This is a genomic window from Terrabacter sp. LjRoot27, from assembly GCF_964254175.1.
Classification (GTDB): Bacteria; Actinomycetota; Actinomycetes; order Actinomycetales; family Dermatophilaceae; genus Terrabacter.
Window position 1 is genome coordinate 3,657,479 of the sequence record NZ_CAXUSS020000001.1, and the last position, 15,227, is coordinate 3,672,705.

Annotated in this window: 16 protein-coding genes; 2 read left to right on the forward strand and 14 right to left on the reverse strand. The window is 72.6% G+C overall.

Going from position 1 to position 15,227, the window contains the following annotated elements:
* Positions 1-7 precede the first annotated feature (7 nt).
* The 5 genes from ccsB to ACSQ2D_RS16865 are packed head-to-tail and all read right to left on the reverse strand — an operon-like array spanning position 8 to position 4,778.
* A complete protein-coding gene (gene ccsB, locus ACSQ2D_RS16845) occupies positions 8-1,006 on the reverse strand; it encodes a c-type cytochrome biogenesis protein CcsB (RefSeq protein WP_435987074.1) in 999 nt (332 codons plus the stop codon).
* The gene (gene resB / locus ACSQ2D_RS16850; protein ID WP_435987075.1) at positions 1,003-2,745 is read right to left on the reverse strand and encodes a cytochrome c biogenesis protein ResB; all 1,743 of its coding nucleotides are present in this window, start codon (positions 2,743-2,745) and stop codon (positions 1,003-1,005) included. The genes ccsB and resB overlap by 4 nt, the downstream gene beginning before the upstream one ends.
* A gap of 1 nt (position 2,746) precedes the next feature.
* Positions 2,747-3,490, reverse strand: coding sequence for a cytochrome c biogenesis CcdA family protein (locus ACSQ2D_RS16855; RefSeq protein ID WP_435987076.1), 744 nt, complete (start codon positions 3,488-3,490; stop codon positions 2,747-2,749).
* A gap of 5 nt (positions 3,491-3,495) precedes the next feature.
* Positions 3,496-4,110: a TlpA family protein disulfide reductase gene (locus ACSQ2D_RS16860; protein WP_435987077.1), complete on the reverse strand. Its 615-nt coding sequence runs from the start codon at positions 4,108-4,110 to the stop codon at positions 3,496-3,498.
* Positions 4,110-4,778: a histidine phosphatase family protein gene (locus tag ACSQ2D_RS16865; RefSeq protein WP_435987078.1), complete on the reverse strand. Its 669-nt coding sequence runs from the start codon at positions 4,776-4,778 to the stop codon at positions 4,110-4,112. The genes ACSQ2D_RS16860 and ACSQ2D_RS16865 overlap by 1 nt, the downstream gene beginning before the upstream one ends.
* 207 nt (positions 4,779-4,985) lie before the next feature.
* On the opposite strand from ACSQ2D_RS16865, the gene ACSQ2D_RS16870 reads away from it, so the two are divergent.
* Positions 4,986-5,603 carry a LysE family transporter gene (locus ACSQ2D_RS16870; protein ID WP_435987079.1) on the forward strand — a complete coding sequence of 206 codons (618 nt, stop codon included), beginning with the start codon at positions 4,986-4,988 and terminating at the stop codon, positions 5,601-5,603.
* Between the two features lie 19 nt (positions 5,604-5,622).
* Here ACSQ2D_RS16870 and ACSQ2D_RS16875 read toward each other — a convergent pair whose 3' ends face one another.
* Entirely contained in the window at positions 5,623-6,243 is a 621-nt protein-coding gene (locus ACSQ2D_RS16875) for a putative quinol monooxygenase (protein WP_435987080.1), read from the reverse strand.
* A 219-nt stretch (positions 6,244-6,462) separates the two neighbouring features.
* The gene (gene hemL / locus ACSQ2D_RS16880) at positions 6,463-7,800 is read right to left on the reverse strand and encodes a glutamate-1-semialdehyde 2,1-aminomutase (protein WP_435987081.1); all 1,338 of its coding nucleotides are present in this window, start codon (positions 7,798-7,800) and stop codon (positions 6,463-6,465) included.
* A gap of 163 nt (positions 7,801-7,963) precedes the next feature.
* Between hemL and ACSQ2D_RS16885 the strand changes: the two genes are divergently transcribed.
* On the forward strand, positions 7,964-8,575 hold the full coding sequence (locus ACSQ2D_RS16885; protein WP_435987082.1) for an N-acetyltransferase family protein: 612 nt from the start codon (positions 7,964-7,966) through the stop codon (positions 8,573-8,575).
* A 49-nt stretch (positions 8,576-8,624) separates the two neighbouring features.
* Here the strand turns inward: ACSQ2D_RS16885 and ACSQ2D_RS16890 are convergent, their stop codons facing one another.
* The 7 genes from ACSQ2D_RS16890 to ACSQ2D_RS16920 all read right to left on the reverse strand — a co-directional run bounded on the left by ACSQ2D_RS16890 (position 8,625) and on the right by ACSQ2D_RS16920 (position 15,210).
* Positions 8,625-9,110 (reverse strand): MarR family winged helix-turn-helix transcriptional regulator, encoded by a 486-nt coding sequence (locus ACSQ2D_RS16890; RefSeq protein ID WP_435987083.1) that lies wholly within the window; start codon positions 9,108-9,110, stop codon positions 8,625-8,627.
* 35 nt (positions 9,111-9,145) lie between these two features.
* The gene (gene hemB / locus ACSQ2D_RS16895) at positions 9,146-10,111 is read right to left on the reverse strand and encodes a porphobilinogen synthase (protein ID WP_435987084.1); all 966 of its coding nucleotides are present in this window, start codon (positions 10,109-10,111) and stop codon (positions 9,146-9,148) included.
* Positions 10,112-10,123: 12 nt separating this feature from the next.
* Positions 10,124-11,773, reverse strand: coding sequence for a uroporphyrinogen-III synthase (locus ACSQ2D_RS16900; protein WP_435987085.1), 1,650 nt, complete (start codon positions 11,771-11,773; stop codon positions 10,124-10,126).
* Entirely contained in the window at positions 11,770-12,738 is a 969-nt protein-coding gene (hemC, locus tag ACSQ2D_RS16905) for a hydroxymethylbilane synthase (protein ID WP_435987086.1), read from the reverse strand. Before hemC ends, ACSQ2D_RS16900 begins: the two co-directional genes overlap by 4 nt.
* Positions 12,735-14,117, reverse strand: a complete 1,383-nt coding sequence (gene hemA / locus ACSQ2D_RS16910; protein ID WP_435987087.1) for a glutamyl-tRNA reductase — start codon at positions 14,115-14,117, stop codon at positions 12,735-12,737. Before hemA ends, hemC begins: the two co-directional genes overlap by 4 nt.
* The gene (locus ACSQ2D_RS16915) at positions 14,114-14,797 is read right to left on the reverse strand and encodes a redox-sensing transcriptional repressor Rex (RefSeq protein WP_020145048.1); all 684 of its coding nucleotides are present in this window, start codon (positions 14,795-14,797) and stop codon (positions 14,114-14,116) included. The genes hemA and ACSQ2D_RS16915 overlap by 4 nt, the downstream gene beginning before the upstream one ends.
* 143 nt (positions 14,798-14,940) lie before the next feature.
* On the reverse strand, positions 14,941-15,210 hold the full coding sequence (locus tag ACSQ2D_RS16920; RefSeq protein WP_435987088.1) for a glutaredoxin family protein: 270 nt from the start codon (positions 15,208-15,210) through the stop codon (positions 14,941-14,943).
* Between the last annotated feature and the right edge of the window lie 17 nt (positions 15,211-15,227).

The following is a 15,227-nucleotide window of genomic DNA, read 5'->3' on the forward strand; positions in this document are numbered from 1 at the left end:
ATCACCGTCACATGCCCGAGTAGTTGTGCATGCCCACGAAGGTCGACACGAGGTTGACCAGCGTGAAGTTGATGATGACGGCGACGTAGCCAGCGAGCGCGATGTACATCGACTTGCGGTGGTCGACGCCGGCCGTCGCGCGGCCGTGCATGTAGGCGGCGTAGACCGTCCAGATGACGAAGGTCCAGACCTCCTTGGGGTCCCACTGCCAGTAGGCGCCCCAGGCCTGCTTGGCCCAGATGGCTCCCGCGATGAGCGTGAACGTCCAGAGGATGAAGGCCACCATGTTGAGGCTGTATGCCGTCCGCTCGAGCGAGGCGGACGACGGCAGCGACTCGATGAAGTTCGGCTTCGCCGGGGCCTTCTCCTCGCGGCGCAGGCGCACGAGGTAGAGCAGGCCGACCGCGAAGGCGAGCGTGAAGAAGGCGACGGCGAGGAAGGCCACCGAGACGTGGATGCCGAGCCAGTAGGACTTGAGGGCCGGCATGAGCTCGCCGGCCTCGGTGTAGAGCACGGTGAGCGCGAGACCGAGCACGAGCAGGATGGGCGTGACGATGAAGACGCCGAGCCACTGCCAGTTGTTGCGCTTGGCGAGCACGCTGTAGGCGGCGCCGACGGCGGCGGCGGCAGCCGTCGCGAACTCGAACATGTTGCCCCACGGCGGCCGGCCGACGGCGAGGCCGCGCATGAGCACCGACGCGACGAGCAGCGCCGACGCGAGGTAGGTGAGCATCAGGGCGATGCTGCCGCGCTGGCGGCTCTTGAGGCTCTCCTCGAAACCCGGCCCGGCGGCATACGGCGTCGTCGGGCGGCGCTCGGCCGGGGTGGGTGCCCCCGCGCCGACGAGGACGCCCTCGCGCTCGTTGGCGGCGACCTCGGTGGTCACCTTGGAGTCGGCCACCTTGGGTGCTCGCGCGGCCAGGTGCCAGGTGAAGGCGAGCATGGCGAGCGTGTAGACGATCATCGACGCGTAGAGCGCGGCGTTGGCGTTGGCTGCGAGGTTCACGAGCGGTCGGTCCGTTCTGCAAGGCGGTCGTGCACGCCGGTCGTGATCGCGGTGACGATCGCGGCGAGCCCGGGGTCGGAGTCCTTCGAGAGGCCACCGATGGTGACCACGGTAGCCGGTCGCCCGTCGGCGCCGGGAGGGCTGTCGAGGCTGCCGCCCGCGGGGCCCGTGCCGGCCGGGACCGGACGCACGCGGACGAAGACGCGGCGGCGCTTGATGGTGAGGCCGAGGATCAGGCCGAGCGTCGCGAGGATGGCGCTGACGAGGCTGATCGGGGCGCCCGGGTCGGTGCGCACCGACAGGCCGGCGAAGCGCTTGACGCTGTCGAAGGTGATCGAGCCGCGGTCGCCCGGGAGCTGGTAGGTCTGGCCCGGCTTGAGGCGGATGAGCGCGGGCGAGCCGTCGGCCTTGGTCACCTGCTTCATCTCGTCGGTGTTGAGCGTGTAGACCGACTGCGGCGCGCCACCGGGGAAGAGGTTGCCCTCCCACACCGAGAGCGCCACCTCGGGGTTGTTGGTGTCGGGGAAGATCGAGACCGGCCCGTTCGTGAAGGTCGGCTCGGCCGTCGGCAGGAAGAAGCCGGTGAAGCCGAGCTGCTTCGGCGAGGCCGACGGCACCTTGATGACGCCGACCGAGCGGTAGTTGCCGTCCTGCGGCAGGAACGGGGTCGCCTCGCGGTAGAGCACGGCTCCCTTGGCGTCCTTGACGGTGATGACCGGCGTGTAGCCGTTGCCGAGGAGGAAGATGTCGGCGCCGTCGACGGTGATCGGGTGGTTGACCGAGACGTTCTCGCTGCTCTTCGGTGCTCCGGGCGAGCTCTGCAGCGTCGTCTGCGCGTCGAAGAGCCGCGGCGTGCCGAACGAGCGGCCCGGCGTCTCGTTGAACTCGACGTGGAGCTTGTCGAGCGACAGGACGAAGGGCGGCAGCGTCTCCGTGTCGACCCACGGCCCGGGCGAGATGGTGTTGTAGGTGCCCGCGGACGACGCGAACTTGTCGCCCTCGGCGAGGATGATGTCGCCGCGCCAGCCGAGCAGGTGCCCGACGGCCATGCCGATGATGATGCCGGTCAGGGCGAGGTGGAAGAGCAGGTTGCCGGTCTCGCGGAGGTAGCCGGACTCGGCGGAGACGCTCGTCGCATCGTGCGAGTGCAGCCGGAACCGCTTGCGCTTCAAGACCGCCCGCGCTGCGGCGAGGGCCTCGTCCGGCGAGAGGGTCGTCGTGATCTCGGCGTGCTCGTCGAGGCGCTGGAGCCGGGCCGGGGCGCGCGGGGGTGTCGAGCGCAGCGCCGACAGGTGCACCTTCGTGCGGGGGACGATGCAGCCGACGAGGGAGATGAAGAGCAGGAGGTAGATCGCCGAGAACCACGGGGACGCGTAGACGTCGAAGAAGCCGAGCCGGTCGAGCCACGGCGAGCTCGTGGGGTTCTGGGCGATGTAGTCGGCGACCCGGCCCGCGTCGATGTTGCGCTGCGGGAAGATCGAGCCCGGGACGGCGGCGATCGAGAGCAGCAGGAGCAGGAAGAGCGCCGTGCGCATGCTCGTCAGCTGGCGCCAGCCCCACCGGAGCATCCCCACGGTGCCGAGGGTCGGCAGCGTCGGCTCCTGGCGGTCGGGCCGCATGCCCTTGCGTATGCCGTCGCTGCCCTTCGCGCGCGAGGTCGCCTTCTCGGTGGGCTCGGTGGGCTCGGTGCGCCCGGTGTTCTCGGTGCTCTCGGTGGCGGGGTTGGTGTCGGTGCTCATGTCAGATCGCCACCTGGAAGCCGTTGACGAGGCGCACCTGGATCCAGACGATGACGTCTTCCCAGACCCCGGTCAGCATGAGCAGGCCGACGGCGACGAGGAGCAGGCCACCGACGTTCTGCAGGGCCCGGCGGTGCCGGCGCAGCCAGTCGCTCGCGGTGCCGGCGCGCTCCCACAGGGCCGCCATGAGCACGAACGGCAGGCCCAGACCGATGGAGTAGACGGCGGCGAGCGCCAGGCCGCGACCGATCGAGCCGGACTCGGCCGAGATCGGGGCGGCCATGGCCTGGATGGCCCCGAGCGTCGGACCCATGCACGGCGACCAGCCGATGGCGAAGGCGGCGCCGAGCAACGGTGCCCCGGCGAGCCCGGCACGCGGTCGCCAGCTCACGGGGGCGGCATACGACCGGCCGAGCCCGAGGAAGAGCAGACCCATGAGCAGGACGACGGCGCCACCGACGCGCAGCAGCGCGCTCTGGTGCTCCCGGAAGGCCAGCCCGACGGCCGAGACGGCTGCGGCCGCGATGAGGAAGACGACGGTGAAGCCGAGGACGAAGAGCAGCGCCCCCACGACGAGCCGCCCGCGCGACCGCTTCTCGAGCGAGACGTCGGACAGCCCGGTGACGTAGCCGAGGAAGCCCGGCACGAGCGGCAGCACGCACGGCGAGGCGAACGAGACGAACCCGGCCACGAGGGCGACGAGCCCTGCGGCGAGGAGCGACCCGGAGGCGAGCTCGGTACCCACGGGGCTCAGGCCTTCTCGGCGAGGACGTCGTCGATGAGGCCGAGCAGCGTCGTCGTGGAGACGGGGCCGGAGACGCGGGCCGCGATGCGGGCCTCGTGGTCGAGCACGAGGGTGGTCGGGGTGGCCGAGGCCTTGCCCTGGAGGGCGAGGATCGGGACGCCGCCGTCGTAGGCGAGCGAGGGGTAGGTGACCTTGTTGGCGGTCTGGAAGGCGAGGCCGGTCTCGGGGCCCTCGAGCTTGTCGAGGCCGATGAACTCGACCTTCTTGCCCTGGGCCTGCACGGTCTCCCACGCCTTCTGCAGCGCGGGCGTCTCCTCGATGCACGGCGGGCACCACGAGCCCCAGACGTTGACGACGAGCACCGTGCCGGCGCGGTCGGCGCTGCTCCACGGCTTGCCCTCGAGGGTCGTGCCGTCGAGGGTGACGGGCTCACCGCGGTCGGTGGCGGGCAGCTGCTCGATGGAGCCGTCACCCGCGACGTAGCCCTTGCGGTCGCCCGAGCGGGCTTGGTCGGCAACGGAGTTCGGGTCGGCCGAGCAGGCCGCCGCGAACGTCGCGAGGCCTCCGGCCATGGCGACGGCGCCCCACCGCAGTGCGGTGCGTCGGTCGAGGTGGTCCATCAGGCGCCCACGCTCTTGCTCGCCCTCGGGAGCAGCTCCGCGGCAGGCTCGGAGTACGAGATCGAGGCGAGCTCGTCACCGTGGTAGGTCAGCGACGTCAGCGAGGCGAGCGTGCACTCGCGCTTGCGCGGGTCGTGCCAGAGGCGGCGTCCCTCGAGCTTGTTGCGCACGGTCCAGACGGGCAGCTGGTGGCTGACGACGACGGCCTCGTGCCCGCGCGCGGCGTCGCGCGCGTCGGCGACGGCCGCGAGCATCCGGGCCGCGATGTCTTCGTAGGGCTCGCCCCACGAGGGCTTCGTGATGTCGCGGAAGAGGTGCCAGTTGCGCGGGTGGAGCAGGTCTGCGGGGCTGACCGAGCGGCCCTCGAACTGGTTCTCGGACTCGATGACGCGCGCGTCGGTGGCGATCTCGACCTCGTGGTCGGCGGCAATCGGGGCCGCGGTCTCCTGGGCCCGCTCGAGCGGCGAGGCGACGACGTAGGTGATGTCGTTGGCCTCGAGGTGGGCCGCGACGAGGCGCGCCATCTCCTGGCCGAGGTCGGAGAGGTGGAAGCCGTCGAGACGTCCGTAGAGCACGCCGCCGGGGTTGTGGACCTCACCGTGTCGCATGAGGTGCACGACCGTGAGGTCGTCGGCGCCCGGCGCCACCCCGCTCGTGCTCTCACCCATGGGCGACAGTCTCTCAAACGTCGTGCTCAGGACCGAATCCGCATCCGAGCCTGTGCACCCCCTGTGACGTGCAGCGACGCCGACGGGCGCCCGCTGACGCGGCCCCACGCGTACGCCGTCGGTGGCGGTCCCGGCACCCGTGGCCGAGGTCACGCCGTCCGTGGGACGACCGGCGCCACGGACGGGGGTCGACCTACACTCCGTGACGTGTCGTGGTCACTCTGGCTGACGCTCGTCGCGACGGGCGCGCTCATCTCCTTCACCCCCGGGGCCGGCGCCATCAACACGATGGCCAACTCGCTCGGGTCCGGCTGGACCCGCTCGATCTGGGGCATCCTCGGCCAGCAGGTCGCGCTGCTCGCCCACATCGTCGTCGTGGCTGCCGGCGTCGGCGTCCTCGTCGCGAGCTCACCGGTGCTCTTCGACGTCATCCGGTACGCCGGCGCCGCCTACCTCGTCTACCTCGGCGTGCGGCAGTTCCGCTCGCGGGCCGCGGCGGCGCGGGTCGGTGGGGTGCAGCGGGAGCCGGCGTGGTCGATGTTCCGCCGCGGTCTGCTCGTCAACCTGACCAACCCGAAGGCCGTCGTCTTCTTCCTCGCGTTCACACCGCAGTTCATCCGGCCGGAGCAACCGTTGCTGCCGCAGTACGCCGTGCTCGCCGCGACGGTGATCACCATCGACGTCGTCGTCATGTGGTTCTTCTTCGCCGCGGCGGCACGCGGGCTGGGGCGGCTGACCCAGCGCGAGTCGGGTCAGCGCGCCCTCAACCGCGTCTTCGGCGGGCTGTTCGTCGGCGTCGGGGTGCTCCTCGCCGCCGTCCACTAGGCCCGGGGTCGACCGGGCGTCAGACGAGCTCGGGCACGTCGAGGTGCGCGATGGCGAGGGAGAACTCGCCGATCTGGGTGATCCTCATGCCGGTCTCCTGCACGAGGTCGGCCCGCAGGCCCATCGCTGCGTTCCGGGTCGCCATCATCGCCTGCGGCGAGTCGTACGTCGCGGTGACGCACGCCCGCCCGGAGGGCCGGTCCACGAAGAGGCTGGCGCTGCAGAAGCCCTCGAGCTGCTCGACCCGCGGCATGATGCCCATCCGGAAGGCGTCGATCACCCGGTCGACCATGGCCGGGTCGGCCTCGGTCCACGTCACGCGCGCGCTACAGCCGTCGGACACACGGTGGTCCCGGTGCAGGTAGGCGATCTCCCACTCCTCGACGGTGGCCTCACCGCCGAGCAGCTCGGCCGCCTGCCGTCGCAGCGGGGCGACGGTGTCGGCGGTGGCGCGCATCGCGGCCTCGTCACGCCAGGCCGTCGTCACGATGCACTGGCCGCTGACACGGTCGGCGACCATGGACAGTCCGAGGCAGCCGTCCATCGCCCTGACCTGCGGCATCACCACGTCCTGCACGTGCGCGATACCGGTCTCGATCATGCCGGGACGGCCCAGGACCGTCGTGGAGCGTGCGTGCACGACCCCACCTCCCTCGGTCGGGGCGGCACCCCGACGGCGCCGCCGTCACCGACCAGCGTCCTCCTCGTCGGTCGGGCCCACAATCCCCGCGGGCGTATGCCGTGTGGTGGCGTCCGGGGCCGCGTCCGGGGGCCCCGTCCGCGTCGCCACCCGTCCCGGAACGCCCGTATGCCGCCCACCGACGTGGACGGCATACGTGGTCTGTCGCGGGGGCCCGGGTCAGTCGGTGGTCGCCGCGGCGCGGGCCGCGGCCGGCAGGGCCGCGAGCACGTGGTCGACGGCCTCGTCGTCGTGGGAGGCCGAGACGAACCACGACTCGAAGGCGCTCGGCGGCAGGTGCACGCCCTGGCTCAGCATCGAGTGGAAGAAGCGGCGGAAGGCGTCGGTGTCCTGGTCCTTCGCGTCGTCGTAGTTCGCCACCGCCCCGTCGCGGAAGAAGACGGAGAACATCGAGCCGGCCCACTGGATGGTGTGCGGCACCGAGGCAGCGGACAGCTCGGCGGCGACGGCGTCGGCGATCGTGCGCGAGACGACGTCGAGGCGCTCGTAGACCGCGGGCGTGCAGCCCTGGAGCGTGGCGAGGCCCGCGGCGGAGGCGACGGGGTTACCGGAGAGCGTGCCGGCCTGGTAGACGGGGCCCTGCGGGGCGAGGAGCGCCATGACGTCGGCACGGCCACCGAAGGCCGCGGTCGGGAAGCCGCCGCCCATCACCTTGCCGAACGTGAAGAGGTCGGGCGCGCCTGCGGCATAAGGGCCCTCGAGGCCGTAGAAGCCCGAGGCGCTGCACCGGAAGCCGGTCATCACCTCGTCGGAGACGAGCAGCGCGCCGTGCGCCTTCGTGACGCGCAGCAGCGCCTCCGTGAAGCCGGGCGCGGGCGGGACGACGCCCATGTTGCCGGCCGCGGCCTCGGTGATGACCGCGGCGATCTCGGGCCCGCGCTCGGCGAACGCGGCCTCGAGCGCGGGGACGTCGTTGTAGGGCAGGACGATCGTCTCGCCGGCGCTCGAGCGCGGCACGCCGGCGGAGTCCGGGAGCGCGAAGGTCGCGACACCGGAGCCCGCCGAGGCCAGCAGGGCGTCGACGTGGCCGTGGTAGCAGCCGGCGAACTTGACGATGACGTCGCGGCCGGTGAAACCGCGGGCGAGGCGGATGGCCGACATCGTCGCCTCGGTGCCGGAGTTGACGAGACGGACCTGCTCGACGGGCTCGACCCGCCGGACGATCTCCTCGGCGAGACGCACCTCGTTCTCGCTGGGCGTGCCGAAGGAGAAGCCGCGCGCGGCGGCCTCGGTCACGGCCGCGAGGACGTCGGGGTGGGCGTGGCCGAGGATCATCGGGCCCCAGGAGCAGATGAGGTCGACGTAGCGCTTGCCGTCGGCGTCCGTCAGCCACGGGCCCGCGCCACTCGCCATGAAGCGGGGCGTGCCACCCACCGCGCGGAAGGCACGCACCGGCGAGTTCACACCGCCCGGGATCACCTCGCTGGCCCGCGCGAGGAGGGCGGCGGACGCCGGGGCGTCGGTGGTGGTCTGGACGGTGACGGGCTGCGAGCTCATGCCCCCAGTCTCTCAACCGATGCTGGGTACGTGCCCCGCCGGGTCATCGGCGGCTCGAGCCGGCGCGTACCGGGCGCGTACCGGGCACGTCCCGGGCGCGTACCGGGCGCGTACCGGGCGCGTACCGCCCCACCGGAGCCCCCCGCGCTCCACACTCGTGCTCATGAGCGCTGCGAACGCCGAGGTCTCCGTCGTGCCGGCCAACGAGGCCACCTGGGAGGAGCTGAGGACGATCCTCGGGACCAGGGGGCCGGCCTCGCGCTGCCAGTGCCAGCGCTTCAAGCTGGCCAGGGGTGAGTCCTTCGGGTCCTTCCCGGTCGAGGAGCGCGCGCACCGCCTCCGTGACCAGACCTCCTGCGGTGACCCGGGCGCCCGGCACACCAGCGGCCTCGTCGCCCGACTGGGCGACGAGCCCGTCGGGTGGTGCGCCGTCGAGCCGCGACCCGCGTACGACGGCCTCGTGCGCAACTCGAGCCGGGCGGCCTGGGTCGGGCGCGACGAGGACCGCTCCGACCCCTCCGTCTGGGCGGTCACGTGCGTCTTCACCCGCGCCGGCTACCGACGCCGCGGGATCAGCCGCGCCCTCGTCCTGGCGGCCGTGGACGTCGCCCGCCGTGGCGGCGCCCGCGCGCTCGAGGGCTACCCGATGACGACGACGTCGGGCGCCATCCTCGAGGAGCTGCACGTCGGCGCGCTCTCGACCTTCCTCGACGCCGGCTTCACCGAGGTGCTGCGTCCCAGCCTGCGGCGCGCCGCCGTGCGCATCGCCTTCTGACGCCCCGGCCCTCGGGTCCTGCGGTGGCCCCGGAGCCCGGACCCGGTGCTCAGTGGCCGCTCGTGCCGTTCGGGTCGAGGTGGTCACGCACGATGGCCATGGCGTCGCCGATCGCCGTGAACTGCGCCGGGGTCATGATGTCGACGAGGTTGGCGCGCACGCTCTGCACGTGGACCCGCGAGATGTCGCGGACGGCGGCCAGGCCACCGGTGGTGAGGACGAGCTCGACGCCGCGCTTGTCGTCGGCGCACTGCTCGCGCGTCACCCAGCCGCGGTCCTCGAGCCGTTTCGCGGTGTGCGTCAGCCGACTGCGCGACTGGACGACCATGGCGGCGAGCTCGGACATGCGGAGCCGGTGGTTCGGGCTCTCGGAGAGCATCGAGATGATCTCGTACTCGCTCAGCTGCAACCCGGCGTCGCCGAGCGCGTCGTCGAGCGCGCGCTCGAGCAGCCTCGTGCCGCGCAGGATGGCCCGCCACGACGCCTGTTCGGCATCACTGAGCCACCGCACGCCGTCATCCCCTGTACCTGACATGTCAACCTCCTGCGATTGCACAGATGGTAGTGGTGTCAGGCGGTCCATTCGGTCACGTCGAGCGCGAAGTACGTCAGCACGACCTGTGCACCGGCTCGGCGGATCGAGGTCAGCGACTCGATCGCGGCTGCTCGGAGGTCGATCCAGCCGTTCGCGGCGGCCGCGTGGATCATGGAGTACTCGCCCGACACCTGGTAGGCCACGACCGGCACCGACGCCCGTTCGGCGGCGGCCGCGACGACGTCGAGGTAGGACATCGCGGGCTTGACCATGACCATGTCGGCGCCCTCGGCGATGTCGAGGTCGATCTCGCGGAGCGACTCCACGATGTTGGCCGGGTCCTGCTGGTAGGTGCGGCGGTCGCCCTGCAGGCTCGACTGGACGGCCTCGCGGAAGGGGCCGAAGAACGCCGAGGCGTACTTGGCGGAGTAGGCGAGGATCACGGTGTCGGTGAGGCCCTCGGCGTCGAGCGCCTCACGGATGACCGCGACCTGGCCGTCCATCATCCCGGAGGGGGCGACGACGTGGGCGCCGGCACGAGCCTGCGCGACGGCCATCTCGGCGTAGAGGAGGTTGGTGGCGTCGTTGTCGACGCGGCCGTGCTCGTCGAGCACGCCGCAGTGGCCGTGGTCGGTGAACTCGTCGAGGCAGGTGTCGGCCATGACGACGAGGTCGTCACCGACGGCGTCCCGGACGGCGCGCAACGCGACGTTGAGGATGCCGTCGGGGTCGATGGCGCCCGAGCCGGTCGCGTCCTTCTCCTGCGGCACCCCGAAGAGCATGATCCCGCCGAGGCCGGCCGCGACGCAGCGGTGGGCGACCTCGACGACGCTCTCGAGCGTGTGCTGGTCGACCCCCGGCATGCTCGTGATCGGGCGCGGCTCCGTCAGCCCCTCGCCGACGAAGACGGGCAGCACGAGGTCACGCGGGTGCAGCCGGGTCTCGGCGACGAGGGACCGCAGGACGGGGTTCTGGCGCAGGCGACGGGGACGCTCGATCATCGGGGTCCCGCCTCAGCGGGCGCGGCGGCGCGAGGCCGGGCGCTTGTCGCTGGGACGCTGGACCGACTGGCCCGCCTCGGCCGCGGCGACGGCGAGACCGACGCCGTGGCCGGCGAGAGCATCGACGAGGCTGGTGGCCGAGGCCTCCGGCGCGAGGACGTCGACGCGAAGGCCGTGCTCCTGCGCCGTCTTGGCCGTGGCCGGTCCGATGCAGGCGACGACCGTTGCGGCGTGGGGCTTTCCGGCGATGCCGACGAGGTTGCGCACCGTCGAGCTCGACGTGAAGAGCACGGCGTCGTAGTCGCCACCCTTGATGGCGTCGCGGATCGACGCAGCCGGGGGGGCCGCGCGCACCGTCCGGTAGGCGGTGACGTCGTCGACCTCCCAGCCCATGTCGCGCAGGCCGGCGACGAGCGTCTCGGTCGCGATGTCGGCACGAGGCAGCAGCACGCGGTTGATCGGGTCGAGGACCTCGTCGAACTCGGGCCACGACTCGAGCAGGCCGGCCGCGGACTGCTCTCCGGCGGGCACGAGGTCGGGGTTGATGCCCCACTCGCGCAGCGCGGCGGCGGTGACGCCACCGACGGCGGCGACCTTGAGGCCCGCGAAGGCCCGGGCGTCGAGGCCGAACTCCTCGAAGCGCTCGCGCACGGCGCGCACAGCGTTGACCGACGTGAAGCCGATCCACTCGTAGCGTCCGGTGACGAGGCCCTTGACGGCCTTCTCCATCTGCTGCGGCGTGCGCGGCGGCTCGACCGAGATGGTCGGCACGACGTCGGCCGTCGCGCCGTAGCCGGCGAGGCGGTCGACCATGGAGCCGGCCTGGGCCTGGGTGCGCGGCACGAGCACCTTCCAGCCGAAGAGCGGCTTGGACTCGAACCACGAGAACTCGTCACGGAGGCCGACGTTCGGCGACACGACGGCGAGCGACACCCGGAGCGGCTCCTTGCCGCCGAAGACCGCGTCGGCGTCGCCGAGGGTCGTCGCGACGGACGACTGCCGCACGGTGGTGCCGTATGCCGTCAGCGCCACGAGGGCGTCCGCGGGGCGTCCCGCAGCGCGCAGCGCGGCGAGGGCGGCTCGGATGCCCTCGGTGCCGCCGAGCAGCACGAGGGTGTCGGTGTCGGCCGCGTAGGCGGACCAGTCGACGCCGGAGCGGTCGACGCCGACGACGTGGACGGCTCCGGTCGACTTCGACGTCAGGGGCACGCCGGCATACGTCGGCCCGGCCGTGAGCGCCGACACACCCGGCACGACGTCGTAGGTGATGCCGGCCTTGCGGCAGGCGCGCACCTCTTCGACGAGGCCGTTGAAGGTCGCGGGGTCACCGTCCATGAGGCGCACGACCAGGCCGCCGGGGGCCACCGACTTCGCGGCCTTGACGACGAGCTTGGCGCGCACCGCGTGGGTGAGCTCCTGGCCCTGCTCGCCGTGGCCGGCGTCGATGATCTCGACGTCGGGGCGGGTGTGCTCGAGCACGACGTCGTCGCGGGCGATCCGGTCGAGGACCACGATGTCGGCGGCGGCGAGCAGGTCGCGGCCGCGCAGCGTCATGAGACCGGGGTCGCCCGGTCCGGAGCCGACGAAGGCGACACACGCCGGCGTGGTCGCGTGGGTGGGAGTCGAGTCCGTCTGCTCTGACGGCTGGCGGGAAGGAGTCACGAAACTTGCTCCGGTTGGTGTGGGGCGTGGTCTGGGGCAGGTCCAGCTGACGTGGCGACCTGGAGGTCGGCGGCGCCGTCCTCCAGCAGGATCCGGGCGAGACGCGAGCCGAGGACCTCCGGCTCGTCGTAGGGCCCGACGAGCGAGCGGCGCAGCTCCACGGAGCCGTCCTCGGTGCCGGCGAAGGCACGCAGCGACAGCTCGAGGCCGTCGTCACCCTCGACGACCTCGGCGAGGGCCCCGACAGGGGCGGTGCAGCCGGCCTCGAGCGTCGCGAGCAGCGAGCGCTCGGCGTCGACGCAGGCTCGCGTGTCGGGGTCGTCGAGCACGGAGACGGCGGCCACGACGTCGTCGCGGTCGGAGCGGCACTCGACGGCGAGGGCGCCCTGACCGGGTGCCGGCAGCACCTGGATCGGGTCGATGACCTCGGTGGCCTCGTCGAGACGGCCGAGCCGGGCGAGTCCGGCGCGGGCGAGGACGACGGCGTCGAGCGCACCCGACGAGACGAATCCGATTCGGGTGTCGACGTTTCCGCGGATCGGGCGGATCTCGATGCCGAGCCCGAGCGCTGCGATCTGTGCCGTGCGGCGCGGCGAGCCGGTGCCGACGACGGAGCCCGCGGGCAGCTCGCCGAGTGTCAGGCCGTCGCGGGCCACGAGGACGTCGCGGCTGTCCTCGCGCACCGGCACGGCAGCGACGACGAGCCCGGGCTCCGGGGCGGTCGGGAGGTCCTTGAGCGAGTGCACGGCGACGTCGATGCGACCGTCGAGCAGGGCCCGTCGGATCGCCGCGGCGAAGACGCCGGTGCCACCGATCGCGGTGAGCAGCTCGCCCGACACGTCGCCCTCGGTCGTGATCTCGACGAGCTCGACCTCGTGACCGGCCTCACGCAGCCGGTCGGCCACCCACCCGGACTGGGTGGTGGCGAGGGCGGAGCGGCGCGTGCCGAGACGCAGGGCGGTCATGGCTGGGCCCGCTTCGGCGGGGTGGACACGTTGGCGACGTCCTTGGGCTCGAGGTCGAAGAGCTCGCGCAGGGCCGCGGCGTAGTCGTCGCCGCTGCCCTCCATGGCGAACTCCTTGACCCGCATGGTCGGCGTGTGGAGCAGCTTCTCGACGATGCGGTGCACCGCGAGGCCGACCTCGGCGCGGGTCGTCTCGTCGAGGCCGGGCAGCCGCTGGTCGAGCCGGTCCATCTCGGTCGCCACGAGCGCGGCGGCGCGGGCGCGCAGGGCGGCGACCGTGGGGGCCACGGACTTCTCCATGCGGCGCGTGAGGTAGTCGGCGACCTCACCGGTGACGAGCTCGCGCACCCGGACGACCTGGGTCGTGTCGGCGCGGCCCTCGAGGAGCAGGCCCAGCGACTGGAGGTCGACGAGCGAGACGCCGGGCACGGCGTGCGGCCAGGAGACGACGGGCTCGACGTCGCGCGGCAGCGCGAGGTCGACGACGACCTGGGGTCGACCCCCGCGGCGGGTCGCGCTCGCGGCGAGCATCTCGGCCGTGATGACGTGGCCGACCGCTCCGGTGCAGGTGATGACGAGGTCGCTCTCGGCGAGCACGTCGGCCAGCTCGGCCCAGGGGCGGGCCACGCCGGACGTCGCGGCCGCGAGGCGCTCGGCGCGCTCGGGAGTCCGGTTGACGATGGTGAGCGACCCGACTCCCTGGCGGCGTGCGGTCGCGGCGGCGAGGCCGCTCATGCCACCGGCGCCGACCACGGCGGCCGAGACGCGCTCGAGCGGCCCGAGGACCGCGGCCGCCTCCTCGAGCGCGATCTGCACGAGCGAGACGCTGTGCTGGTCGATGTCGGTCTCGGTGTGGGCGCGCTTGCCGACGCGCAGGGCGCCCTGGAAGAGCGCGTTGAGCGATTCCCCCACCTGGCCGCGCGCCTGTGCTCCGGCGAGCGAGTCGCGCATCTGGCCGAGGATCTGGGCCTCGCCCACGGCCATAGAGTCGAGCCCGCAGGCCACGGTGAAGGCGTGGGCCACGGCGGCGTCGTCGTAGCGGACGTAGAGGTGGTCGGCGAGCGCCTCGGCGCGGGCGGCCAGGGCGTCGGCCGGGTCGCCCGGCGGCAGGTCGGCGACGCGGCGGGCCCCCTCGGGTGCCTCGATGCCCGCGGCGAGTGCGAGCGCCTCGCCGATCGCGGCGACGGCGGGGTGGAAGGCCGGCACCGAGGCGTAGACCTCGAGGCGGTTGCACGTGGAGAGCACGACGGCCTCGGTGGCCGTGGCCGAGCTGAGCACGGACGCGGCGATGGCCTCGGCGCGGTCAGGGCGCTCGGACAGGGCCTCGAGCACCGACAGCGGGGCGGTGTGGTGGGACAGGCCGATGACGAGGAGGCTCACGGGGCGGCCACCGCCGACCGGAGGTCGCCCGCGGCCAGCGACTTGCGCTGAGCGTGGAAGGCGAGGATCTGCAGCTCCGTCGAGAGGTCGACACGGCGTACGTCCACGCCGCTCGGCACGGAGAGCACCGCGGGCGCGAAGTTGAGGATCGAGCTGATGCCGGCGCCGACGAGCGCGTCGCAGACGGCCTGCGCGGCGGGCGCCGGTGTCGCGATGACACCGATGGCGATCGGGTCGACGGCGTGGTGCTCGGTGAGCTCGGCGAGCGGGCGGATCGCCACCCCGACGATCTTCTCGTCGGCGAGGGCGGGGTCGTCGTCGTAGAGACCGACGATGCGGAAGCCCTTGGTGACGAAGCCGGAGTAGGAGGCGAGGGCGTGCCCGAGGTTGCCCATCCCGACGATGGCGACGGGCCAGTCCTCGGTCAGGCCGAGCGCGCGGGAGATCTCGAGGGCGAGCGTCTCGACGTCGTAGCCGACGCCGCGCACACCGTAGGAACCGAGGTGGCTGAGGTCCTTGCGCAGCTGCGCGGAGCGCACTCCGACCTCGGCCGCGAGCTCTTCCGAGGAGACCGACAGGACGCCGTCCTCAGCGAGGCGCGAGAGCGTTCGGAGGTACTCGGGGAGCCGCGCGACGGTTGCGTCGGGGATCTCGCGACGCAGTGCTGGGTCGGCGGACACTCTTGCTCACCGGCTCCTCTCGAACGAGGCGTTCTCCCACACGCGGAGCACGTGGGGACCCGATCAGGCTAGACGTTTGTGAACCCATGCACAAAGTTGACTTCGACGGCCTACCACGGCATGGGATGCCGCGGTGAGGCAGGTCACCGCAGGGCGGCGCGCAGGCGTGCCTCGTCGACCCGCCAGAAGTCGTGGCGCCGCCCGTCGACGAAGGTCACGGGGATCTGCTCGGCATAGCGCCGCAGCAGCTCCGGGTCGTCGTCGACGGATTGCTCCTGCCAGGCCACCCCGAGCTCGCCCGTCACGCGCTCGACGACGGCGCGCGCCTCGTCGCACAGGTGGCAGCCCGCGCGGCCGAGGAGGACGACGCGCGGCGCAGCGCCGGGAGCATCCGGGGGCTTCTCGCTCGTCATGCGGACCACTGTAGGCA

Excerpts from the sequence above, each read along its gene's own strand:
- resB (WP_435987075.1), bottom strand. The coding sequence starts at position 2,745 with ATGAGCACCGACACCAACCCCGCCACCGAGAGCACCGAGAACACCGGG.
- ACSQ2D_RS16860 (WP_435987077.1), bottom strand. The coding sequence starts at position 4,110 with ATGGACCACCTCGACCGACGCACCGCACTGCGGTGGGGCGCCGTCGCC.
- ACSQ2D_RS16865 (WP_435987078.1), bottom strand. The coding sequence starts at position 4,778 with ATGGGTGAGAGCACGAGCGGGGTGGCGCCGGGCGCCGACGACCTCACG.
- hemL (WP_435987081.1), bottom strand. The coding sequence starts at position 7,800 with ATGAGCTCGCAGCCCGTCACCGTCCAGACCACCACCGACGCCCCGGCG.
- ACSQ2D_RS16885 (WP_435987082.1), top strand. The coding sequence starts at position 7,964 with ATGAGCGCTGCGAACGCCGAGGTCTCCGTCGTGCCGGCCAACGAGGCC.
- ACSQ2D_RS16890 (WP_435987083.1), bottom strand. The coding sequence starts at position 9,110 with ATGTCAGGTACAGGGGATGACGGCGTGCGGTGGCTCAGTGATGCCGAA.
- hemB (WP_435987084.1), bottom strand. The coding sequence starts at position 10,111 with ATGATCGAGCGTCCCCGTCGCCTGCGCCAGAACCCCGTCCTGCGGTCC.
- hemC (WP_435987086.1), bottom strand. The coding sequence starts at position 12,738 with ATGACCGCCCTGCGTCTCGGCACGCGCCGCTCCGCCCTCGCCACCACC.
- ACSQ2D_RS16920 (WP_435987088.1), bottom strand. The coding sequence starts at position 15,210 with ATGACGAGCGAGAAGCCCCCGGATGCTCCCGGCGCTGCGCCGCGCGTC.